Below are 18,254 nucleotides of genomic sequence, written 5' to 3'. Positions count from 1 at the left end.
ACGGGACCGATCCGAACCAGCTGGGGCGCCGAATACCTAGCAAACACCCGGCCACTGAACGTGGCCGGCGACAACGGTACAGGCGCAGGTTCTCGGCCACCGCCGATTCGCCTGCCGCATGGTGACCAGCAGCCGCACCCAAGCCTCAGCGTTTCGCGAAAGTCATCGGCGTGTCACGGCGTGTCTCCGCACACTCGTCGGCGTGTCGTTTTATGCGCGAAATCCGCTGGGCCCCAGGTGCGTTGCCCGACGCACCCCACCTGGAAGGAGGTCATAGCGGCGCGCTACGGTAGTGGCCGATGACACAGAATGGAGCGTTGTGACAACGCGGCCGCCGGCCGCAGAGGGCGACTCGTTCCAAGGATCCATCGGGGACGGTCGGGTGGCCACACCGAGTGTGGACTCTGCGATCACGGCACGCGCAAGCGAAAGTATCGAGCTGGCGGCACTTCTGGAGCGCTGCGGCCGGTCCGATCGGCAGGCATTCGCCGAGCTGTACGACCGCACGAGCGCCCGGGTATTCGGATTGGTGCTGCGTGTCCTCCACGATTCCGGTTATGCGGAGGAGACGACCCAGGAGGTCTACCTCCAGATCTGGCGCACCGCAGCCAATTTCGACCCGGCCAAGGGTTCGGCGGTGACCTGGCTGATGACGCTCGCGCATCGGCGCGCCGTCGACCGGGTCCGCGCCGAACAGGCACACGCCCAGCGTGAGGTCACCTACGGCGCCGCGACTCTCGGCAACGAATTCGACGAGGTCACCGAGGAAGTCGGCCGCCGGCTCGAACAACAGGCCGTACGCGAGAGCCTTGCCACCCTCACCGAAACCCAGCGCGAGGCGATCTCGCTGGCGTATTTCGGCGGCCGGACATATGCCGAGGTGGCTACTTACCTCGGAGTAGGGTTACCGACCGTCAAGTCCCGGATTCGGGACGGATTGACACGACTGAAAAAGAGTTTGGGAGTGACGTGAGATGAACGAGAGCCAGATCGATCTCGCGCATACGGTCGCGCTCGGATCGATCGGCGACGAGGACCAGCGCGCGGTGCAGGAGCTGTTCGACTCCGGCGATCCGATACTGCGCGCGGACTTCGACACGGAAGTGCAACTGACCAGAGAAGCTCTTACCCTGTTCGCCTCGGCGTCGGCCGTCCAGCCACCCGCCACCCTCCGCACCCGGCTCCTGGCCGCGATCGCCGACGATCACGCCCCCGCCGCACGAAATATTCGTCCTCCCGCTCACCGCAACGGTGAGGAACCCGGCCCGACCTCTCTCAACTGAGCTCCGGGCTCAACCGAGCCTCGAGGTAGGCGCAACGCTCCAGCGAGTATCCACCCGCAGCCCTCACGAAACGCCAACGGCCCGTTCACGTTTCACCGTGAACGGGCCGTTGCGGTCACAAAGGCTCCCGTCACCGAGACCAGGGCCCGACCCGATCTCGCCGGGGTGCGGCCCGACCCAACCCCAACGGGTTGCGCCCTAGGGGGCCACCGCGGCGGAGCCGCGAATTCGACACAGCCCCGCCGCCCGCTTCGATTTCAGTGCGCGTGACCGTGGTGGTCGCCCGCCTCTTCCTCGGCCGGCTTGTCGACCACGGCGCTCTCGGTGGTGAGCACCATCCGCGCCACGGAAGTGGCGTTGAGGACCGCGGAACGGGTGACCTTGACCGGGTCGACGACACCGTCGGTGATCAGGTCGCCGTAGGTCAGGGTGGCGGCGTTGAAGCCGTCCTTGCCCTCGCTGACCTTGCTGACCACGACCGCGCCGTCGATACCGGCGTTGGTGGCGATCCAGTACAGCGGCGCCCGCAGCGCCTGCCGCACGACCTCGACGCCGATGGCCTGGTCACCGGTCAGCGAGTCGCGCAGTTCGACCAGCTTGGTCGCGGCCTGCACCAGCGCGGTACCACCGCCGGCGACGATGCCCTCCTCGACCGCGGCCTTGGCCGCGCTGACCGCGTCCTCGACCCGGTACTTGCGCTCCTTGAGCGCGGTTTCGGTGGCCGCACCGACCTTGATGACCGCGACGCCGCCGGACAGCTTGGCCAGCCGCTCCTCCAGCTTCTCGCGGTCCCAGTCGGAGTCGGTGGCCTCGATCTCGCCGCGCAGCTGCGCGACGCGGGCATCGATGGCCTCCTGGGTGCCGGCGCCGTCGACGATGGTGGTCTCGTCCTTGGTGACGACCACGCGGCGGGCGTGGCCGAGCAGGTCCAGACCGGCCTCGCGCAGGCTGATGCCCAGGTCGGGGTTGATCACGGTGCCACCGGTGACGACGGCCAGGTCGTCGAGGAACGCCTTGCGACGGTCACCGAAGAACGGCGCCTTGACCGCGACGACCTTGAGGGTCTTGCGGATGGCGTTGACGACCAGGGTGGACAGCGCCTCGCCCTCGATGTCCTCGGCGATGATCAGCACCGGCTTGCCGGATTCGGCGATCTTCTCGAGCAGCGGCAGGAAGTCGGGCAGCGAGCTGATCTTCTCCCGGTGCAGCAGCACCTGGACGTCCTCGAGGACGGCTTCCTGCTTGTCGGGGTCGGTGACGAAGTAGCCCGACAGGTAGCCCTTGTCGAACTGCACGCCCTCGGTGATCTCGAGGTCGGTGCTGACCGTGGAGGACTCCTCCACGGTGACGACGCCGTCCTTGCCGACGGTGGTCAGCGCCTTGCCGACCATCTCGCCGATTTCCTCGTCGCGCGAGGAGACGGTGGCGACCTGGGCGATGGCCTTCTCGCCGGAGACCGGCTTGGCGGCGGCCAGCAGCGCCTCGGACACGACGTCGGCGGCCTTGCTCATACCGGCGCCGAGGCCGATCGGGTTGGCGCCGGCGGCGAGGTTCTTGAGACCGCCCTTGATGAGGGCCTGGGCCAGCACGGTGGCGGTGGTGGTGCCGTCGCCGGCGACGTCGTTGGTCTTGGTGGCGACGCTCTTGACCAGCTGCGCGCCGAGGTTCTCGAAGGGATCCTCGAGGTCGATGTCGCGTGCGATGGTGACGCCGTCGTTGGTGACGGTGGGGCCGCCGAACGCCTTGGCCAGCACCACGTGCCGGCCGCGCGGGCCGAGGGTGACCTTGACGGCGTCGGCCAGCTTGTCGACGCCGCGTTCCATTGCCCGACGAGCCTTCTCGTCGAACTCGATCTGCTTTGCCATGGTTGAGATGTCCTTGGGGTGGGAGTGGTGGACGGGCCTGCGACGACCCGCGGCCGGGAAGCAGGAGTCACAACGATCACTGCCCCGGGCCCACGCGTGGGGCACCGGGGCAGTGGTCGTTACGGTGCGATCCGAATCGCGACGGCCGCGAGGGTCATCGGTCGGTCATCACTTGTCGACGACGGCCAGCAGGTCGCGCGCCGACAGGATCAGGTACTCCTCGCCGTTGTACTTGATCTCGGTGCCGCCGTACTTGCTGTAGATGACGACGTCGCCTTCCTTGACATCCAGCGGAATGCGCTTCTCGCCGTCCTCGTCCCACCGGCCGGGTCCTACGGCGACGACGGTGCCCTCCTGGGGCTTCTCCTTCGCCGTGTCGGGGATGACCAGGCCGGAGGCGGTCGTCGTCTCGGCCTCGTTGGCCTGGACGAGGATCTTGTCCTCGAGCGGCTTGATGTTCACGCTCGCCACGTTGAGCCCTCCACTTTCAGGGGATTCGGTCGTCCGGGGCTGTTCCCCGGACTCACGGTTTGGTCACGGTGTTGATGCGGCGTTCGTGGAGCCTTACCACTACCGCCGTGCCGACCCTGCGCACAGCCCCGTCGTCGCGGGTGCCGGGACCCTTGCCCAAAGTCGAGCTGGCACCTGAGCACAACCAGTGCCGACTAGCACTCTATACACGAGAGTGCCAGCGCTCAAGGGTGGGCAGTGCTGACTTTGCGACACACCCGAGGGCGTGGCAATTGATCCGAAAAATCTGTAACGTTCGGATAACGGATTGTGACAGTATGTAAGACGGTTCCGTGATCGGTCATGTCGTACGACAGCTGTGTCGTTACGGCCTGCCCATCGGCCGTAGCCGTCACGCGATCCGCCGAGTACAACCGCTTCACCCATCGCGCGACGACCTCGCGCACACCTGAGACGAGAACAAGACCGCACGTGATCGACGGCCGGTCCCGACCCTGAAAACGGATCGCACCTGATGGGACCGACAGCCTGACGGTATGGCGCCTCACCGGACCGCCTCCCCGACGGAGGAAGACCCGTCCCGATCCGCGCGCGGAGCATTCGCCGCACAGCGGATGCCCCTGATGTCCGTTCGAGATGGTCGGTACCACCATGGCCGTCCGCTCGACCAGCTCGAGAAGGGAGGTGAACATGCGAACATCCCTCGGTATCTCCGCCGGGAACGACGTCGTCTGCTCGGCCGTCGTCGCCACCGCGCCCAACGGTGCCCAGAGTTTCGATTACCGCGTCGTGTCGGCGGATGTGGCACATTCCGATCCGGGTGATCTGGTCGCCTCGTCGATCGAGCTGATGACCACGCAGATGCCCCGCGACTATCTGCACCGCGTCGGCACGCACTCGCCCGGCGCCTCGGCGCCGCAGACCCAGCCCGTCCCGGCCGGCGCCATCGCGGTCGCCTACCGCGATCGCGAGCAGGCGATGGCGATTCGCGCCGCGATCGGCCGGCAGCGCCGGGATGTGCAGCTCATCCCCGAAAGTACTGCGGCACTGACCTATCTGCGTGATACCGGCCTGCTCGACCGCTACGAGACGGTGGCGGTGATCGACCTCGGCGCCTCCGGTACGACGGTCACCGTGGCCGATCTGGCCGACGACACCGTGCTGCGTTCCGAGCGCACGGAGGCGATCAGTGGCTCCGCGGTGGACGAGCTGATCTACCATCACCTGCTGGACTGCCATTTCGCCCGCCGCGGCACCCGGCCGAACCGGAATATGCTGATCAATCGCAGCCGGGCGGCCAAGGAGCATCTGTCCATCGCCCCGGCTGTGACCATCGACCATGTCGCCGGGCAGCCGCTGAAGCTGACCCGTGCCGATTTCGCCGAACTGATCGCCGATCTGCTGCGCGAGGCGGCCGACTACGCCCGCGCGGTCTTCGCACGCGCGCCGAAAGTCCCGGAGGCGGTGGCGATCATCGGCGGCGGCGCCAATATCGCCTCGTTGATCGACGGACTCGACGCACTGCTCGACATCCCCGTGGTCTCGGTTCCGGAGCCGGAGGCGGTGACCGCGAAAGGTGCGGCGCTGGTGGCCGATTCGGCCCAGCCCTCGAACTTCTCCCCGATCGCGCTGGGGAGCGACGGATCGGCCGGAACCTTCACCAAGGTGATCGGCACCCTCGTCGGCGCGGTCGTGGTGGTCGGTCTCGTGGTCGGCTACGGCGTCAAGGAACTCGTGCCGACCGCCCATCAGGACGTGACCCCGGCGGGCACGACCGATACTCAGCTGACCACCCCACCCGCGCCGACCTCGATGCCCGCGGGCACATCGACGGACGGCACCGGGCAGAGCCGGACCGAACATCCGCCGGCGAACAGCACGCAGCCGAGCAGTTCGGCACCCGGCACCTCGCCGGGCAGTTCGCTGCCGACGACCAATGCCGATCAGGTCCCGCCGGTCACGCCGACCACCAGCGCGCCGGTACTGCGGCCGGATCCGAATCTGCCGCAGATTCCGCTGCCGCCCAACCTGCCGCATCTGCTCGGTCCGCTGCTGGGAACCACCACACCGCAACCGGTTACGCCCGGCACGAGCACCCCCACACCGGGGGCCGCGCCGACCAAGCCGGGTAGCACCCGGGTTCCGGTGCTGCCGCGTTCCAGTTCCGGATCCGCGGATTCGGACCCGGTCCAGCCCACCGAGCCGGGTGATCCCATTCTGTCCGGGCGGTCGGCAGCGCCGGGCACGACGACCGTGCAGCCCCAGGACTGAGTCGAAGGGATTCTCTTCGGGACGCTGTCAGCGAATCTGGCTGGTGGACACCGAAAGTCCCGGGTCGGTCGCGACCGTCAACGGGGACGGTTCGGCGCCGCCCGCGATCACGTGGGCGCCCAGGGTGGCGATCATCACGCCGTTGTCGGTACACAGGCGCGGCTTGGGCACGCGCAGGGTCAGACCGGCGGCCGCGCATCGCTCTTCGGCCATCGACCGGATCCGGGAGTTGGCGGTCGCGCCGCCACCGAGCACGAGCGTGTCCACACCGACATCCTGCGCCGCGCGCACGGCCTTCATGGTCAGCACATCGGCCACGGCCTCCTGGAACGAGGCCGCGATATCGGGGATCGGCAGTTCGGTCCCGTTACGCTGGGCCGCCTCGACATAGCGGGCGACGGCGGTCTTGAGACCGGAGAAGGAGAAGTCGTACCGCGGATCACGCGGCCCGGTCATCCCGCGCGGGAAGGCGATCGCGGCCGGATCACCCTGGGCCGCAGCGGCATCCAGCGCCGGGCCGCCCGGAAAGCCGAGGTCCAGCAGTCGCGCCACCTTGTCGAACGCCTCGCCGGCCGCATCGTCGACGGTGCTGCCCATTTCGACGATCGGCTCGGCCAGATCGGTCACGTGCAGCAGATGGGTGTGCCCGCCGGAAACCAGCAGGGCCACACACGGCGGCATCGGACCGTGTTCGAGGGTGTCGACGGCGACGTGCCCGCCGAGATGATTCAACGCGAACAGCGGGATATCCCAGGCCGCCGCATAGGCTTTCGCGGCCGCCACGCCCACCAGCAGGGCACCGGCCAGGCCCGGTCCGATGGTGACGGCCAGCGCATCCGGCTTGGCGATCCCCGCCGTCGACAGCGCGCGCCGCATGGCGGGCACGATGGCCTCGAGATGGGCGCGCGAGGCTATCTCGGGAACCACACCACCGAACCGCGCATGCTGGTCGACGCTGGACGCCACCTCGTCGGCGAGGAGTTCGCAGGTGCCGTCCGGATGGCGGCGCACGATGCCGACACCGGTTTCGTCACAGGAACTTTCGACACCCAGGACGATCATGACAGGACCTCGGAGTCGTGGGCGCGCTCGGCGCCAGGGTGCGGGAATCCGGTCATCGCCGGGCGGCGCATGGTGAACGCGTCGGCGCCACTGGGCTGGTAGTAGCTCTTGCGCAGGCCGATGATGTGGAAGCCGTGCTTCTCGTAGAGCGCGATGGCCGGCGCGTTGTCGGTCCGCACCTCGAGGAAGACCGGTCCGCCGCGCCGCCCGGCCTCGGCCAGCAACGCGCGCAACAGCACCGTCCCGATTCCCCCGCGGTGCACGTCCGGATCGACACCGATGGTGTGGATCTCGGCCTCGGGATGGTCGGCTGTGCCCAGCAGCGCGATGCCCGCGTACCCGAGCATGCGCCCGGCATCGTCGCGCGCCACCAGATAGCGATTGTGCGAGCCGGCCAGCTCCGAGCGGAAGGCCACGTCCTGCCAGGGGTCGTCCTCGGGGAACAGCAGCAGTTCCAGTTCGACGCAGCGCGCGATATCGGCCGGGCCCATCGGTTCGATATGGACCACCGGCGAGGATTCGGTACTCATCGCACCGCCTGATAGCTGCGTTCGACCGCATCCGGTCGGCGCAGATACAGCGGGACCAGCGGCTCCGGCGTCACGCGCGCGAGGATGTCGCGGGCGGCGCACCGCACCAGTCCCGCGGGCGACGGGGTCTCCACCGGCAGCACCGGAAGATCGAAAAAGTCCACGTGCGAGGGCGATCCGGCGATCGCGGTCGCGTCGCCGGAATCCAGATCGACGGGTTTGCATACGCCCGGGCCGTCGACGCGCCCGCTGCGGCGATACCGCGCCCAGTACACCTCGCGACGGCGGGCGTCGGTCACCACGAGCAGTTCGGCGCCGGAACTCTCGTCCTGCCCGCCCGGCACGTCGGCCCACGCCTCCGCGGCGATGGCGTCGAGACTGCAGACGCCGTGTACCGGCAGGCCCAGGGCGTCGCCGAAGGCGGCGGCGGTCGCCATACCGACCCGCAGGCCGGTGAACGGGCCGGGGCCGATACCCACCACGACCGCCCCGATATCGGTGCGCGTGCGGTCGGCCTCCTCGAGGCAGGCCAGGATCTGCGGGGTGAGCACCTCGTTGTGGGCGCGCGCGTCCACGGTCACCCGGGAGGCGAGAGTGCGGACCTGCGGCTGTGTGGCGGCCTGCTCCAGTTCCACCAGTCCTGCTGTAACGGCAGGCGTCGCGGTGTCGACAGCAAGTACAAGCATGATTGCCTCAACGATACCGGTTGGTCACCTCCCGTATGCCATCAGCGCCGTCGGCGTATCCGCATGTCGCAACCGCGGGGCAAACCGCTGCGCGGCGGATGTGCGCACGTCGTGACGGGGCGCCCGCCGAGGGCTCGTCAACGACCAAGTGCCGCAACGACTGCCGCGGTGCCGGTACGGCGCCGCACGGCTGGGCGGACCGGATGCCGCGCTGCCGCGGATTCGCCCGCGCGGCAGCGGTGGCGAGCATCACAACCGATCAGTACTGTCCGACCCACTCCCAGGTGGCGGTGCGTGTCTCCGATTCCGCTTCCCGATGCAGTCGCACCCGCAGATGACGGTCCGCGAGATGTTCGACCACGCCGAGACCCCATTCCACCACCACGACCGACTCGTGCAGATCGGCATCGAGATCCAGGGCGTCCAGTTCGTCGAGATCACCGCCCAGCCGATAGGCGTCGACGTGCACCAGCGGTATCGACCCCGGTCCCGCGCCGGCGCGATGCTGCCGCGCGATGATGAAGGTCGGTGAGCTGACCCGCCCCTCGACCCCGAGCCCGGCCGCGATCCCCCGGGTCAGCGCGGTCTTCCCCGCACCGAGCGGACCGTCGAGCACCACCAGATCCCCGGGCCGGAGCTCGGCCGCCAGCTCCCGGCCCAGCGCCTCGGTATCGGCGACCGTGGGCAGTTCCCGGCGCTCGGCCTCGCCCTGATCCTCCGGCGCCCCGTCGCGACGCTCAGCCATTGCTCGCCTCCCGGCCCGCGCCGAATTCGACGGATGAGCCGCCGAAGACGCCCGCGCGCAACAGCAATCGCTCCAGCGCGGCATTGATCAACTCGGGATACTGCAGATGCACCATATGCGCGGCGTCGGTGACCCGGATCAGATCGGCGTCCGGGAGCCGGGCGGCGAGTTCACGCGAGTTGCGGAACGGGATGATCAGATCGTGGTCGCCGCCGACGACCAGCGCCGGCCGCGGCGCGAGCACCGGCAGTGCCGCCGATTCGTCGTGGACCTGTAGGGCTTCGAGGAATTTCACGATGGTCTCGACCGGTGTCCGGTCGATCATCGAGGTGGTGAATCGCGACAGCGTGGGACTGACGTCGCCGTGGAACGAACTGACATGCAGCACCGGGGTGATCAGCCGGCGTGCCGTGACCCGTCCCGCCTGTACCAGTGCCGGGGAGGTGTGGACGAGTACCCGGAACCCGTCGATCGCCGGACTGCGCAACAACTGTGCCGCACCGGCGCGGGTCACTCCGGCCGCGGTGGTGGACAGCAGTGCGGAGGCCAGCACGCGGCGCTCGAACAATTCGGGCTCCCGGGCGGCCGCCGCGAGAATCGCCATCCCGCCCATGGAATGCCCCACGAGCACCAGCGGCCCGTCGGGGGCGCACTCCTCGATCACCCGCAGCAGGTCACGTCCCAGCTGCGCGACCGTGCAGCTCGCACTGCTCGGCGTGCCGGAGCTGCCGTGCCCGCGCAGATCGAAGAACACCATGCGGACCTGCGAGCCCCACTGCCGCGCCAGATCGCGGCGCTGAAAGTGGAACGAGTGCATGCTGTTACAGAATCCGTGCACGAAAACGACTGTGGCGGAGGGGTTCTCGGCGCCGACGACGCGGGCGGCCAGCGGCACGCCGTCGTCGGCCACCACGCGGTGCGCGGGGTCGCGGTCCAGCAGCGTGAAATCCTCGTCGCGCAGGTCGTCACCGCGGGCCGGCCAGGCGACGGCGGCGCCCATTCGCCGCAGGGCCTGCGCACCGGCCAGGGCGCCCAGCACACTCGCGGATGCCACCCCGCCCCGCAGCAGTGTGTACCGTACCCGCCGCGCGTTCCGAAGCCGATGTGCCCGTTCGGGTTCCATCACACCACCCCTGCCTGTCCGGTATAGCCTCGCACGACACGGCCACGGGGGGAACACACGATCTCGTAGTGGATGGTGTCCATCAGTTCCGCCCACCGCTGTGCGTGCGGATCACCGGGGGCGCCACCGAACAGCACCGCGCGGTCGCCCTCCTGTACTCCCTGCCGGTTCTCGCCGAGGTCCACGACCAGCTGGTCCATGCACACGCGGCCGATGTTCGGATACTCCGCATCCCCGATCCGCAGCGCGATCCGGCCGCCGAGGCCGCGCGGCACACCGTCGGCGTAGCCCGCCGGAATCAGCGCCACGGTGGTGTCGTGCGGCGCGATCCACTCGTGGCCGTAGGACACGCCCTCGCCCTGCGCCACCCGCTTGACCAGGGCGACCCGAGCCCGGAAGGTCATGGCCGGACGCAGGCCGAAGTCGGAGATCTCCGGAATCGGACTGAGGCCGTAGACGGCGATACCGGGCCGCACCATGTCGAACGCCAGATCGGGCCGGGTGAGGGTGGCCGCGGAGTTGGCCAGGTGGACCACCTCGGGCTGCAGCCCGTACTCCTTGGCGACCGCGATGGCCTCGACGAATCTGTCCCGCTGCACGTCGATGACCGGATGCTGCGGTTGATCGGCGTGGGCGAGGTGGGAGAACATCGCCCGCAGATGCACCACCCGCTCGGCGACCAGCTCCTGCAGCAGGGACAGCACGTGCGGATAGTCGGCGGAGGAGACACCGTTGCGGTTGAGGCCGGTATCGAGCTTCAGCGTGACGGTCGCGGTGGTTCCGCTCGCCCGTGCCGCGCGCTCCACCGCCCGCAGGTGGGCGGTCGAGGACACGCCGATCTCTATGTCGGCGGCGATCGCGGCGGCGTAATCCGCGTCGGAAGTGTTGAGCCAGCTGAGGATGGGTGCGGTGATCCCGGCCGCGCGCAGTTCGAGCGCCTCGGAAATGGTGGTCACGCCGAGTTCGGCCGCGCCCGCGGCCAGCGCAGCCCGGCCGACCTGCACCGCGCCGTGGTTGTAGGCGTCGGCCTTCACCACCACCATCACCGCGGCATCGCCCGCGTGTTCGCGCAGTATCCGTACGTTGTGCGCGATGGCATCCAGATCGACGACGGTCTCCACCTGCGGATCAGCGCTACTCACGGCTACCGATCCTGCCACGCGGCGCGCCGCGGCCACCCGGCGCGCCCGAGTGACTTCGGATCGGGTCGAGATCAACGCTTGCTTGGAGTGCACTCCAGCTCATTAGCGTGGTTCACGCGGGCACACACCGCCCGCCACCACTCATCCACCAGAGGGGTTTCATGAGCAAGGTTTGGTTCATCACCGGCGTCTCGCGCGGATTCGGTCGCGAATGGGCCCTCGCGGCCCTCGAACGCGGCGACCGGGTCGCCGGAACCGCGCGCAAGCCGGAGACGCTCGACGACATCGTCGCCGCCTACCCCGACACCTTCCTGCCGCTGCAGCTGGACGTCACCGACCGCGCGGGCGATTTCGCGGCGGTCGCCGAGGCGGCTGCGCGATTCGGCCGCCTGGACGTCGTGGTCAACAACGCCGGTTACGGCCATTTCGGCATGATCGAAGAGCTCACCGAGGACGAGATCCGCGCGCAGCTCGAGACCAATGTCCTCGGGGCGCTGTGGGTCACCCAGGCGGCGCTGCCGATTCTGCGCGAGCAGGGCAGCGGGCACATCATCCAGGTGTCGAGTATCGGCGGGATCAGCGCCTTCCCGAATCTCGGCGCCTATCACGCGTCGAAGTGGGCGCTCGAGGGGTTCTCGCAGTCGCTGGCGCAGGAGGTCGCCGGTTTCGGCATCCACGTCACCCTGATCGAGCCGGGCGGGTTCAGCACCGATTGGGCCGGCCCGTCATCGGTACACAGCGCGGAGAATCCGGCATACGACGAGGTGCGGGCGGCGCGCAATCGCACCCGTTCGGCCCAGCAGCCCGGCGAGCCGACGGCCACGCGATCGGCGATCCTGGCGGTGGTCGACGCCGACAAACCGCCCCTGCGACTGTTCCTGGGTACCGCTCCGCTGCAGATCGCGACCGCCGATTACGAGTCGCGGCTTTCGACCTGGCGCGAATGGGAGTCGGTCACGCTGGCGGCACAGGGCGAGTGATCCGGAACGAACCGTAGGGGACGCCGACGGTGCGAACCGGCGCTTCGGTCTCGGCACCCGGACACCGATCCTCCTCGGGGCCGGAAAGCGCACGGCTCGAGCGGGATCAACCGGTCGTCAGCTGTCGGCGAGACTACGTAAGGTCCGCACCGCGGCTCGTAGGTGGTGCAGCAGCGGAGTAGCCGAAATGGGCGCTCCCGCATCACCGTTCGCATGGGCCGCGAGGTTGGCGGCGAGGGCGTGGACACGCGCGGCGGCCGCGGCCGCCCACGCTGGTTCCCGCCCCGCCGCCAGCAAGGCGCCGATCACTCCGGACAGGACGTCGCCGGCGCCCGCGGTGGCTGCCCAGGAACCGCCCGCCTCGTTGACCAGCGTGGGCTCGCCGGGGGTGGCGACCAGCGTGGCGCGTCCCTTCAACAGGACCGTTACCTGCCATTTCTCGGCGAGTTCCCGAACCGCCGCCACCCGGTCGGCGCCGAGTTCTCGCCCGGTCAGACGCGCGAATTCGCCTGCGTGCGGGGTCAATACGGTCGGCGCGGCACGTCCGGTGACGAGCTCCGGCGCGGCGGCCAGCAGGGTCAATCCGTCGGCGTCGACCACCACCGGCAGATCGGTGGCCAGGATCTCCGCCAGGCGTTCGCGCGCCGCATCGTCGGTGCCGGCCCCCGGCCCGAACACCCAGGACTGCACCCGGCCGGTATCGGAAATACTCTCGGCCGCAATGACTTCCGGGAACTGTGCGAGCACCTGCGCGGCCGCGGTGCCGGCGTAACGCACCATGCCGGAGGTCGCGGCCACCGCGGCGCCCGTGCACAACACCGCGGCGCCGGGATAGGTGTCACTGCCGGCGTGGATTCCGGTCACACCCTGTGTGTACTTGTCGTCGTGCGGTCCGGGCACCGGCCAGTCGCGACCGATCGACACCGGCTCCAACGCGGCCAGGGTCGGCGCGGGCAGCCGTAAACCGATGTCGATCAGCTCGATTCGCCCGCACCACGGTGCGGCCAGCGCATGCACCGGTTTGCAGGCACCGAAGGTCACCGTCACCGCGGCCCGCACCGCCGGGCCGTCCACCGCACCGGTGTTCGGATCCACACCGCTCGGCAGATCGGCGGCGACGATCGGCACCTCGGCCGCCGCCACCAGTTCGGCGGCCCGCGGTCGCAGCGCACCCCGGCCGGAGATGCCGATGATGCCGTCGACCACCAGGTCCGGCGCGCCGAGCAGTTCCGCGGCCGATCCCGCGTCGGCCTCGCGAATCCGGCCGCCCGCCCGGCGCAGTGCCGCGAGCCCTTCCGCATGCGCTCGCTCGGGTGACAACAGCACCGCCGTCACCGCCACCCCGCGCCGGCGCAGCGTGGCGCCCGCCCAGAGCGCGTCGCCGCCGTTGTCCCCGGATCCCACGAGCAGGGTCACGGCCCGCCCGGCGATGCCTCCGGTCCGTTCCCGCAGTTCGGCCGCAACCACATTCGCCAATCCGTATGCGGCGCGGCGCATCGGCACCCCCGCAGCGACCCGCTCGAACAGTTCGGCTTCGGCCGCTCGCACCTCGTCGACGGTGAAGTATCCCCGCAGGGCCGGTGCCATCATTCGCCTCCTCGTCGGGATTGCGGTAGGAATCGCGCTCGAATCGGAACCTCCAGCAGATTACGCCCGGGGTTCTCCGATCTCCGGATGCCCGCGGATCCCTCGCAGACGCGACGACGCCGACACCGCGCGCGGGTGCGGCGAGCCGGACGCCACCGCCGGACTAGGCTCGTAGCCATGGCCCACAGCACCGTACGCACCCGCGCAGCGCGTCTCCTCCCGACCGCCGGTGCGCTGGTGGCTGCCCTGCTGATCGCCGGATGTGGTTCGAACACAACGACATCCACACCGCCGGCCACGACCGCGGCCACACCGCCGGGCACGGCGCCGGCCTCGCCGACCTCGGCCCAACCGGCCTCGGTCACCGTGCACGTCGAGGATATGAAGTTCTCCCCCGACGCCGTGACCGTGCAGGCGGGCGACACGGTGACCTGGAAGTTCTCCGACAAGGTGCCGCATGCCGTCCAGGGCATCGGCGATGCGGCGATGGGCATCAACAGCCCCATCTTCACCGGCGGCGAGTGGAGCCACACCTTCGCGATCCCCGGCGTCTACCGCTACCTGTGCCCGCTGCATCCCGAGATGCGCGGCACCGTCACCGTGCGGTAGTCGCTTCCGGTCGGGCGCACCGGAACGTCGCACGCCACGCTCCGTCGCTACGACCGAAGAGCTTGGCCCCGTGGCAGTTCGACCGGAGCGCCTGCGCTATTCGACGGTGACCGACTTCGCGAGATTGCGCGGTTTGTCGATGTCGTAGCCGCGGGTCTGCGCCACCTCGGCGGCGAAGATCTGCAGCGGCACGGTCGACAGCAGCGGCTGGAAGAGGGTCGGGGCGGCCGGGATCTCGATCAGATGGTCGGCGAACGGGCGGACCGTATCGTCGCCCTCCTCCGCGATCACGATCGTGCGGGCGCCGCGAGCCTGGATCTCCCGGATATTGCTGAGCAGCTTCGAATGCAGCACCGCGCGCCCCTTCGGCGAGGGCATCACCACGATCACCGGCAGGCCCTCCTCGATCAGCGCGATCGGGCCGTGCTTGAGTTCACCCGCAGCGAACCCCTCGGCGTGCATATAGGCGAGCTCTTTGAGTTTGAGCGCACCCTCGAGCGCGACCGGGTAGCCGACGTGGCGACCGAGGAACAGCACCGTCGACTGATGCGCGAACCGGCGGGCGATCTCGCGCACCTGCGGCGCGGTCTCGAGCACCCGCTCCACCAGCTTCGGCATGGCCTCGAGCTCACCGAACTCGCGGGCCACCTCGTCCGGATACTTGGTGCCGCGCGCCTGCGCGAGGGCAAGGCCCACAAGGTAATTCGCGGTGATCTGGGCGAGGAAGGCCTTGGTCGAGGCGACGCCGATCTCCGGGCCGGTGCGGGTGTAGACCACGGCATCGGATTCGCGCGGAATCTGCGCGCCGTTGGTGTTGCAGATCGCGAGCACGCGCGCCTTCTGCTCCTTGGCGTGGCGCACCGCCTCCAGCGTGTCGGCGGTCTCACCGGACTGCGAGATCGCGACCACCAGCGTGGACCGGTCCAGGACCGGGTCGCGGTAGCGGAACTCACTGGCCAGCTCGACTTCGACCGGAACCCGCGTCCAGTGTTCGATCGCGTACTTGGCCAGCAGTCCGGCGTGATACGAACTGCCGCAGGCCACCACGAACACCTTGTCGAATTCGCGAAGTTCCTGGTCGGCGAGGCGCTGCTCGTCCAGCACGATGCGGCCGTTGTCGAAGTGGCCCATCAGCGTCTCGGCCACCCCGGCGGGCTGCTCCTCGATCTCCTTGAGCATGAAGTAGTCGTGGCCGCCCTTCTCGGCGGCGGCCAGATCCCAGTCGATGGTGAACGGCCGGGTCGGCACACCCTCGGTGTTGCCGGCGAAATCGGTGACCACGTAGCTGTCCGCGGTGATCACCACGGCCTGGTCCTGACCGAGCTCGACCGCTTCGCGCGTGTGCTCGATGAACGCCGTCACATCCGAGGCGATGAACATCTCCCCCTTGCCCACACCGACCACCAGCGGTGTCGAGCGACGCGCGGCCACGATCGTGCCCGGATGGTCGGCATGGGTGAACACCAGCGTGAACGCGCCCTCGAGCCGGCGCAGGACGGCCAGTGCGCTGCCGACGAAATCACCGGCCGTGGGTCCGGCCGCATAGGCCTGCGCGACCAGGTGCACCGCGACCTCGGTGTCGGTATCGCTGCGCAGTTCGACCCCGGCCTCCTCGAGCTCGCGCCGCAGCGGCGCGAAATTCTCGATGATGCCGTTGTGCACGACCGCCACCCGGCCCGCGAGATCGCGGTGCGGGTGCGCGTTGCGGTCGGTGGGCGCGCCGTGCGTGGCCCACCGGGTATGCCCCATACCGGTCGTACCGGCGAACGCGGCGGGGCCGGCCTCGGCCAGCTCGGCCTCCAGATTGGCCAGCCGACCGGCCTTGCGTTCCACCGCGATAGTGCCCGCGCCGTCCAGGATCGCCACGCCCGCGGAGTCGTAGCCCCGGTACTCCATGCGGCGCAGTGCGTCCACGACGACGCCGAGCGCGTCCCGGTACCCGACGTAGCCAACGATTCCGCACATGGTGTCCCAGCCTACTTGGGCCGCGTGGACACGCGAATCGGCCTGCTATCGCAGCAGGTGGCGGCGGGTCCGGGCCGCTCCGCTCGCGACAGTGCCGCATTCCGGGCGTCTCTCGGTAGAGTTCACCCCCGTGTCGGTGTCTGTGAAATCGCTTCTGAGCATTCTGACCAGCCCGGGTCCGCACCGGGTGATGCGCGGCAACCTCGGCATCGCCGGGCAGCCCGGCGTGGTGTACACCCCGGAAGAGGGCCACAACCTGCCCGCGGTCGCCTTCGGACACGGCTGGCTCGCCGGTGCCGGCAACTACCGCCGACTGCTCGAACATCTCGCGTCCTGGGGTTTCGTCGCCGCCGCACCCGACACCGAACGCGGCCCGCTGCCCTCGCACCTGAACCTCGCCACCGACCTGCTGACCACCCTCGACATCTGCGCGGGCGTGCGACTGGGCGGTGGCGACATCAGCGTGCACCCGGACAAACTCGCCCTGGCGGGGCACGGGATGGGCGCGGGGGCCGCCGTCATCGCCGCCTCGCAGCGCAAGGTCGGCGCCGTGGCGGCCCTCTATCCGGCGCCCACCGCCCCGAGCGCGGAAGCTCTCGCACCGCAGATCGACACCCCGGCCCTCATCGTCGCCGGCGGTGTCGACATCTCCACCGGCAACTGCACCGCGCGGGCCCTCGCCACCGCCTGGGGCGGTCCGATGTCGCTGCGCACCGTCGACAAGGCCACCCACAACGGCATCGTCGAGGGTCGTCGCGCCCTGGCCGCCCTCGGCGCCGCCAAATACGAACCGAAGACCGAACGCATCACCCGCGCCCTCCTGGTCGGCTACCTCAGCTACCAACTCCTGGGCGACAAGGAGTATCAGCCCTTCGCCGACCCCGAGGCCGACATCCCGCACACCGCGGCGGTCGACCCGGAAGCCACCGAAGAGCCCGAGCCCGAACACGTTTCGCCACTGCAGCTCGTCCAAATGGCTCGCGCCCTGCGCAAGTAGGAGGCCGTCGCCGGGCGCGCAGGAGAACGGTGGGAACCGATCGTCACCGGGCCGCGTCGGATATGTTGACGGCTGATTCTCGACGGAGGGGTGGACAGATGGCGGACGCCGAGCGGGAGGCCGCGCGGGCGCGGAACGAGGCGTTGCGACTGGAGGTCGATTCCCTGCTGGCGACCTTCGAACAGCAGAAGCGCGAACTCGCCGACGTACAGGAACGGTTGGCCGCCACGACGGCCGAGGCCTGGTCCGCGGACAATCTGGTCCGGGTCGTCGCCAATGTCGCGGGGGTGGTGGTGGAGGTTCATCTGGAACCCGAGGCGTTCAAACGGTCGACTCCGGAGAAACTCGGCAGGTCGATGGCCGAGGCCGCGCAGGCCGCCGCCCGTCGCGCCGGCGAATTGTCGCAGCAGGCGCTGGCGCCCATCCAGGACGTCGCCGGTGACGTGCCCGATCTCTCCGACATCCTTCCGGGCGCACCCAGCATCAAGGATCTGATGAACTCGCTGCTGCCCGATCCGGCGGCGAGCGCACCGGCGCAACAGGACTCGCCGGAGCCCAGGGCATTCGACGACGAGGACGAGGACGACTACTACCGCAACCGCGGCTACCTGCGGGGGGAACGATGAGCACGTTCAAGGCCGACCCGGCCGCCCTGCGGGCGACCGAGCCCCGGTACAACGACGTCTCGGACCGGGTGATCACCGCGGTGCAGAACCTGAAGCGGATCGTCGAGGCCGAGGGCCGATGCTGGGGCGACGACGAAATCGGCGAGAAGTTCGCGAAGGGGTACGTCGATCCCGCCGGTAAGGCCGTCACGACCGGCGGCAATCTCGGCGCCATCCTCAGCAGTATGGCGGGCAATATGCGCTCCGCGGCCGAGACGCTGCAGGCACAGGACCAGTCCAACGCCGGTGCGATCGCCCAGACCCAATTCTGAT

At 69.4% G+C, this 18,254-nt stretch carries 18 protein-coding genes; 8 read left to right on the top strand and 10 right to left on the bottom strand.

The genetic code is table 11. The annotated features are described in order from the left end of the window. Positions 1-397: 397 nt before the first annotated feature. Positions 398-973 (top strand): sigma-70 family RNA polymerase sigma factor, encoded by a 576-nt coding sequence (locus ON23_RS04810; RefSeq protein WP_039776622.1) that lies wholly within the window; start codon positions 398-400, stop codon positions 971-973. 1 nt (position 974) lies between these two features. Then, positions 975-1,283 (top strand): RskA family anti-sigma factor, encoded by a 309-nt coding sequence (locus ON23_RS04805; RefSeq protein ID WP_244970180.1) that lies wholly within the window; start codon positions 975-977, stop codon positions 1,281-1,283. 257 nt (positions 1,284-1,540) lie between these two features. On the opposite strand, the gene groL is transcribed toward ON23_RS04805, so the two are convergent. Next, a complete protein-coding gene (gene groL, locus ON23_RS04800; RefSeq protein WP_039776621.1) occupies positions 1,541-3,148 on the bottom strand; it encodes a chaperonin GroEL in 1,608 nt (535 codons plus the stop codon). A 168-nt stretch (positions 3,149-3,316) separates the two neighbouring features. Further along, positions 3,317-3,619, bottom strand: a complete 303-nt coding sequence (gene groES, locus ON23_RS04795) for a co-chaperone GroES (protein ID WP_030513506.1) — start codon at positions 3,617-3,619, stop codon at positions 3,317-3,319. Positions 3,620-4,309: 690 nt separating this feature from the next. Between groES and ON23_RS04790 the strand changes: the two genes are divergently transcribed. Beyond that, complete coding sequence (locus ON23_RS04790; RefSeq protein WP_157170164.1) at positions 4,310-5,890, top strand: DUF7159 family protein; 1,581 nt, start codon at positions 4,310-4,312, stop codon at positions 5,888-5,890. Positions 5,891-5,917: 27 nt separating this feature from the next. On the opposite strand, the gene tsaD is transcribed toward ON23_RS04790, so the two are convergent. The 6 genes from tsaD to alr form a co-directional block, all read right to left on the bottom strand. Beyond that, positions 5,918-6,952 carry a tRNA (adenosine(37)-N6)-threonylcarbamoyltransferase complex transferase subunit TsaD gene (gene tsaD, locus ON23_RS04785; RefSeq protein ID WP_039776619.1) on the bottom strand — a complete coding sequence of 345 codons (1,035 nt, stop codon included), beginning with the start codon at positions 6,950-6,952 and terminating at the stop codon, positions 5,918-5,920. Further along, entirely contained in the window at positions 6,949-7,482 is a 534-nt protein-coding gene (rimI, locus tag ON23_RS04780) for a ribosomal protein S18-alanine N-acetyltransferase (protein WP_039776618.1), read from the bottom strand. Before rimI ends, tsaD begins: the two co-directional genes overlap by 4 nt. Then, the gene (gene tsaB / locus ON23_RS04775) at positions 7,479-8,168 is read right to left on the bottom strand and encodes a tRNA (adenosine(37)-N6)-threonylcarbamoyltransferase complex dimerization subunit type 1 TsaB (protein ID WP_039776617.1); all 690 of its coding nucleotides are present in this window, start codon (positions 8,166-8,168) and stop codon (positions 7,479-7,481) included. Before tsaB ends, rimI begins: the two co-directional genes overlap by 4 nt. Before the next feature lie 259 nt (positions 8,169-8,427). Continuing rightward, entirely contained in the window at positions 8,428-8,913 is a 486-nt protein-coding gene (tsaE, locus tag ON23_RS04770; RefSeq protein WP_051042003.1) for a tRNA (adenosine(37)-N6)-threonylcarbamoyltransferase complex ATPase subunit type 1 TsaE, read from the bottom strand. Continuing rightward, positions 8,906-10,036 carry an alpha/beta fold hydrolase gene (locus ON23_RS04765; protein ID WP_051042001.1) on the bottom strand — a complete coding sequence of 377 codons (1,131 nt, stop codon included), beginning with the start codon at positions 10,034-10,036 and terminating at the stop codon, positions 8,906-8,908. The genes tsaE and ON23_RS04765 overlap by 8 nt, the downstream gene beginning before the upstream one ends. Further along, complete coding sequence (gene alr / locus ON23_RS04760; RefSeq protein ID WP_223273391.1) at positions 10,036-11,178, bottom strand: alanine racemase; 1,143 nt, start codon at positions 11,176-11,178, stop codon at positions 10,036-10,038. The genes ON23_RS04765 and alr overlap by 1 nt, the downstream gene beginning before the upstream one ends. A gap of 161 nt (positions 11,179-11,339) precedes the next feature. Between alr and ON23_RS04755 the strand changes: the two genes are divergently transcribed. Continuing rightward, entirely contained in the window at positions 11,340-12,158 is an 819-nt protein-coding gene (locus tag ON23_RS04755; RefSeq protein WP_039776614.1) for an SDR family oxidoreductase, read from the top strand. 117 nt (positions 12,159-12,275) lie between these two features. Here the strand turns inward: ON23_RS04755 and ON23_RS04750 are convergent, their stop codons facing one another. Then, positions 12,276-13,733: an NAD(P)H-hydrate dehydratase gene (locus tag ON23_RS04750; RefSeq protein WP_039776681.1), complete on the bottom strand. Its 1,458-nt coding sequence runs from the start codon at positions 13,731-13,733 to the stop codon at positions 12,276-12,278. A 189-nt stretch (positions 13,734-13,922) separates the two neighbouring features. Here ON23_RS04750 and ON23_RS04745 point away from each other — a divergent pair, with 189 nt between their 5' ends. Beyond that, positions 13,923-14,354 (top strand): plastocyanin/azurin family copper-binding protein, encoded by a 432-nt coding sequence (locus ON23_RS04745; protein ID WP_039776613.1) that lies wholly within the window; start codon positions 13,923-13,925, stop codon positions 14,352-14,354. Between the two features lie 96 nt (positions 14,355-14,450). On the opposite strand, the gene glmS is transcribed toward ON23_RS04745, so the two are convergent. Beyond that, a complete protein-coding gene (gene glmS, locus ON23_RS04740; protein WP_039776612.1) occupies positions 14,451-16,319 on the bottom strand; it encodes a glutamine--fructose-6-phosphate transaminase (isomerizing) in 1,869 nt (622 codons plus the stop codon). 130 nt (positions 16,320-16,449) lie between these two features. Here glmS and ON23_RS04735 point away from each other — a divergent pair, with 130 nt between their 5' ends. From ON23_RS04735 to ON23_RS39940, 3 genes are all read left to right on the top strand, one after another. Next, positions 16,450-17,316, top strand: coding sequence for a dienelactone hydrolase family protein (locus ON23_RS04735; protein WP_039776611.1), 867 nt, complete (start codon positions 16,450-16,452; stop codon positions 17,314-17,316). 98 nt (positions 17,317-17,414) lie between these two features. Further along, positions 17,415-17,942, top strand: a complete 528-nt coding sequence (locus tag ON23_RS04730) for a YbaB/EbfC family nucleoid-associated protein (RefSeq protein ID WP_039776610.1) — start codon at positions 17,415-17,417, stop codon at positions 17,940-17,942. Then, on the top strand, positions 17,939-18,253 hold the full coding sequence (locus ON23_RS39940) for a WXG100 family type VII secretion target (protein ID WP_039776608.1): 315 nt from the start codon (positions 17,939-17,941) through the stop codon (positions 18,251-18,253). The genes ON23_RS04730 and ON23_RS39940 overlap by 4 nt, the downstream gene beginning before the upstream one ends. The last annotated feature ends 1 nt before the right edge of the window (position 18,254 follow it).

It is taken from the genome of Nocardia cerradoensis NBRC 101014 (assembly GCF_000308535.1).
Classification (GTDB): Bacteria; Actinomycetota; Actinomycetes; order Mycobacteriales; family Mycobacteriaceae; genus Nocardia; species Nocardia cerradoensis.
Note: the sequence above shows the minus strand (reverse complement) of the source record. Positions and strands in the feature narration are given on the sequence as shown.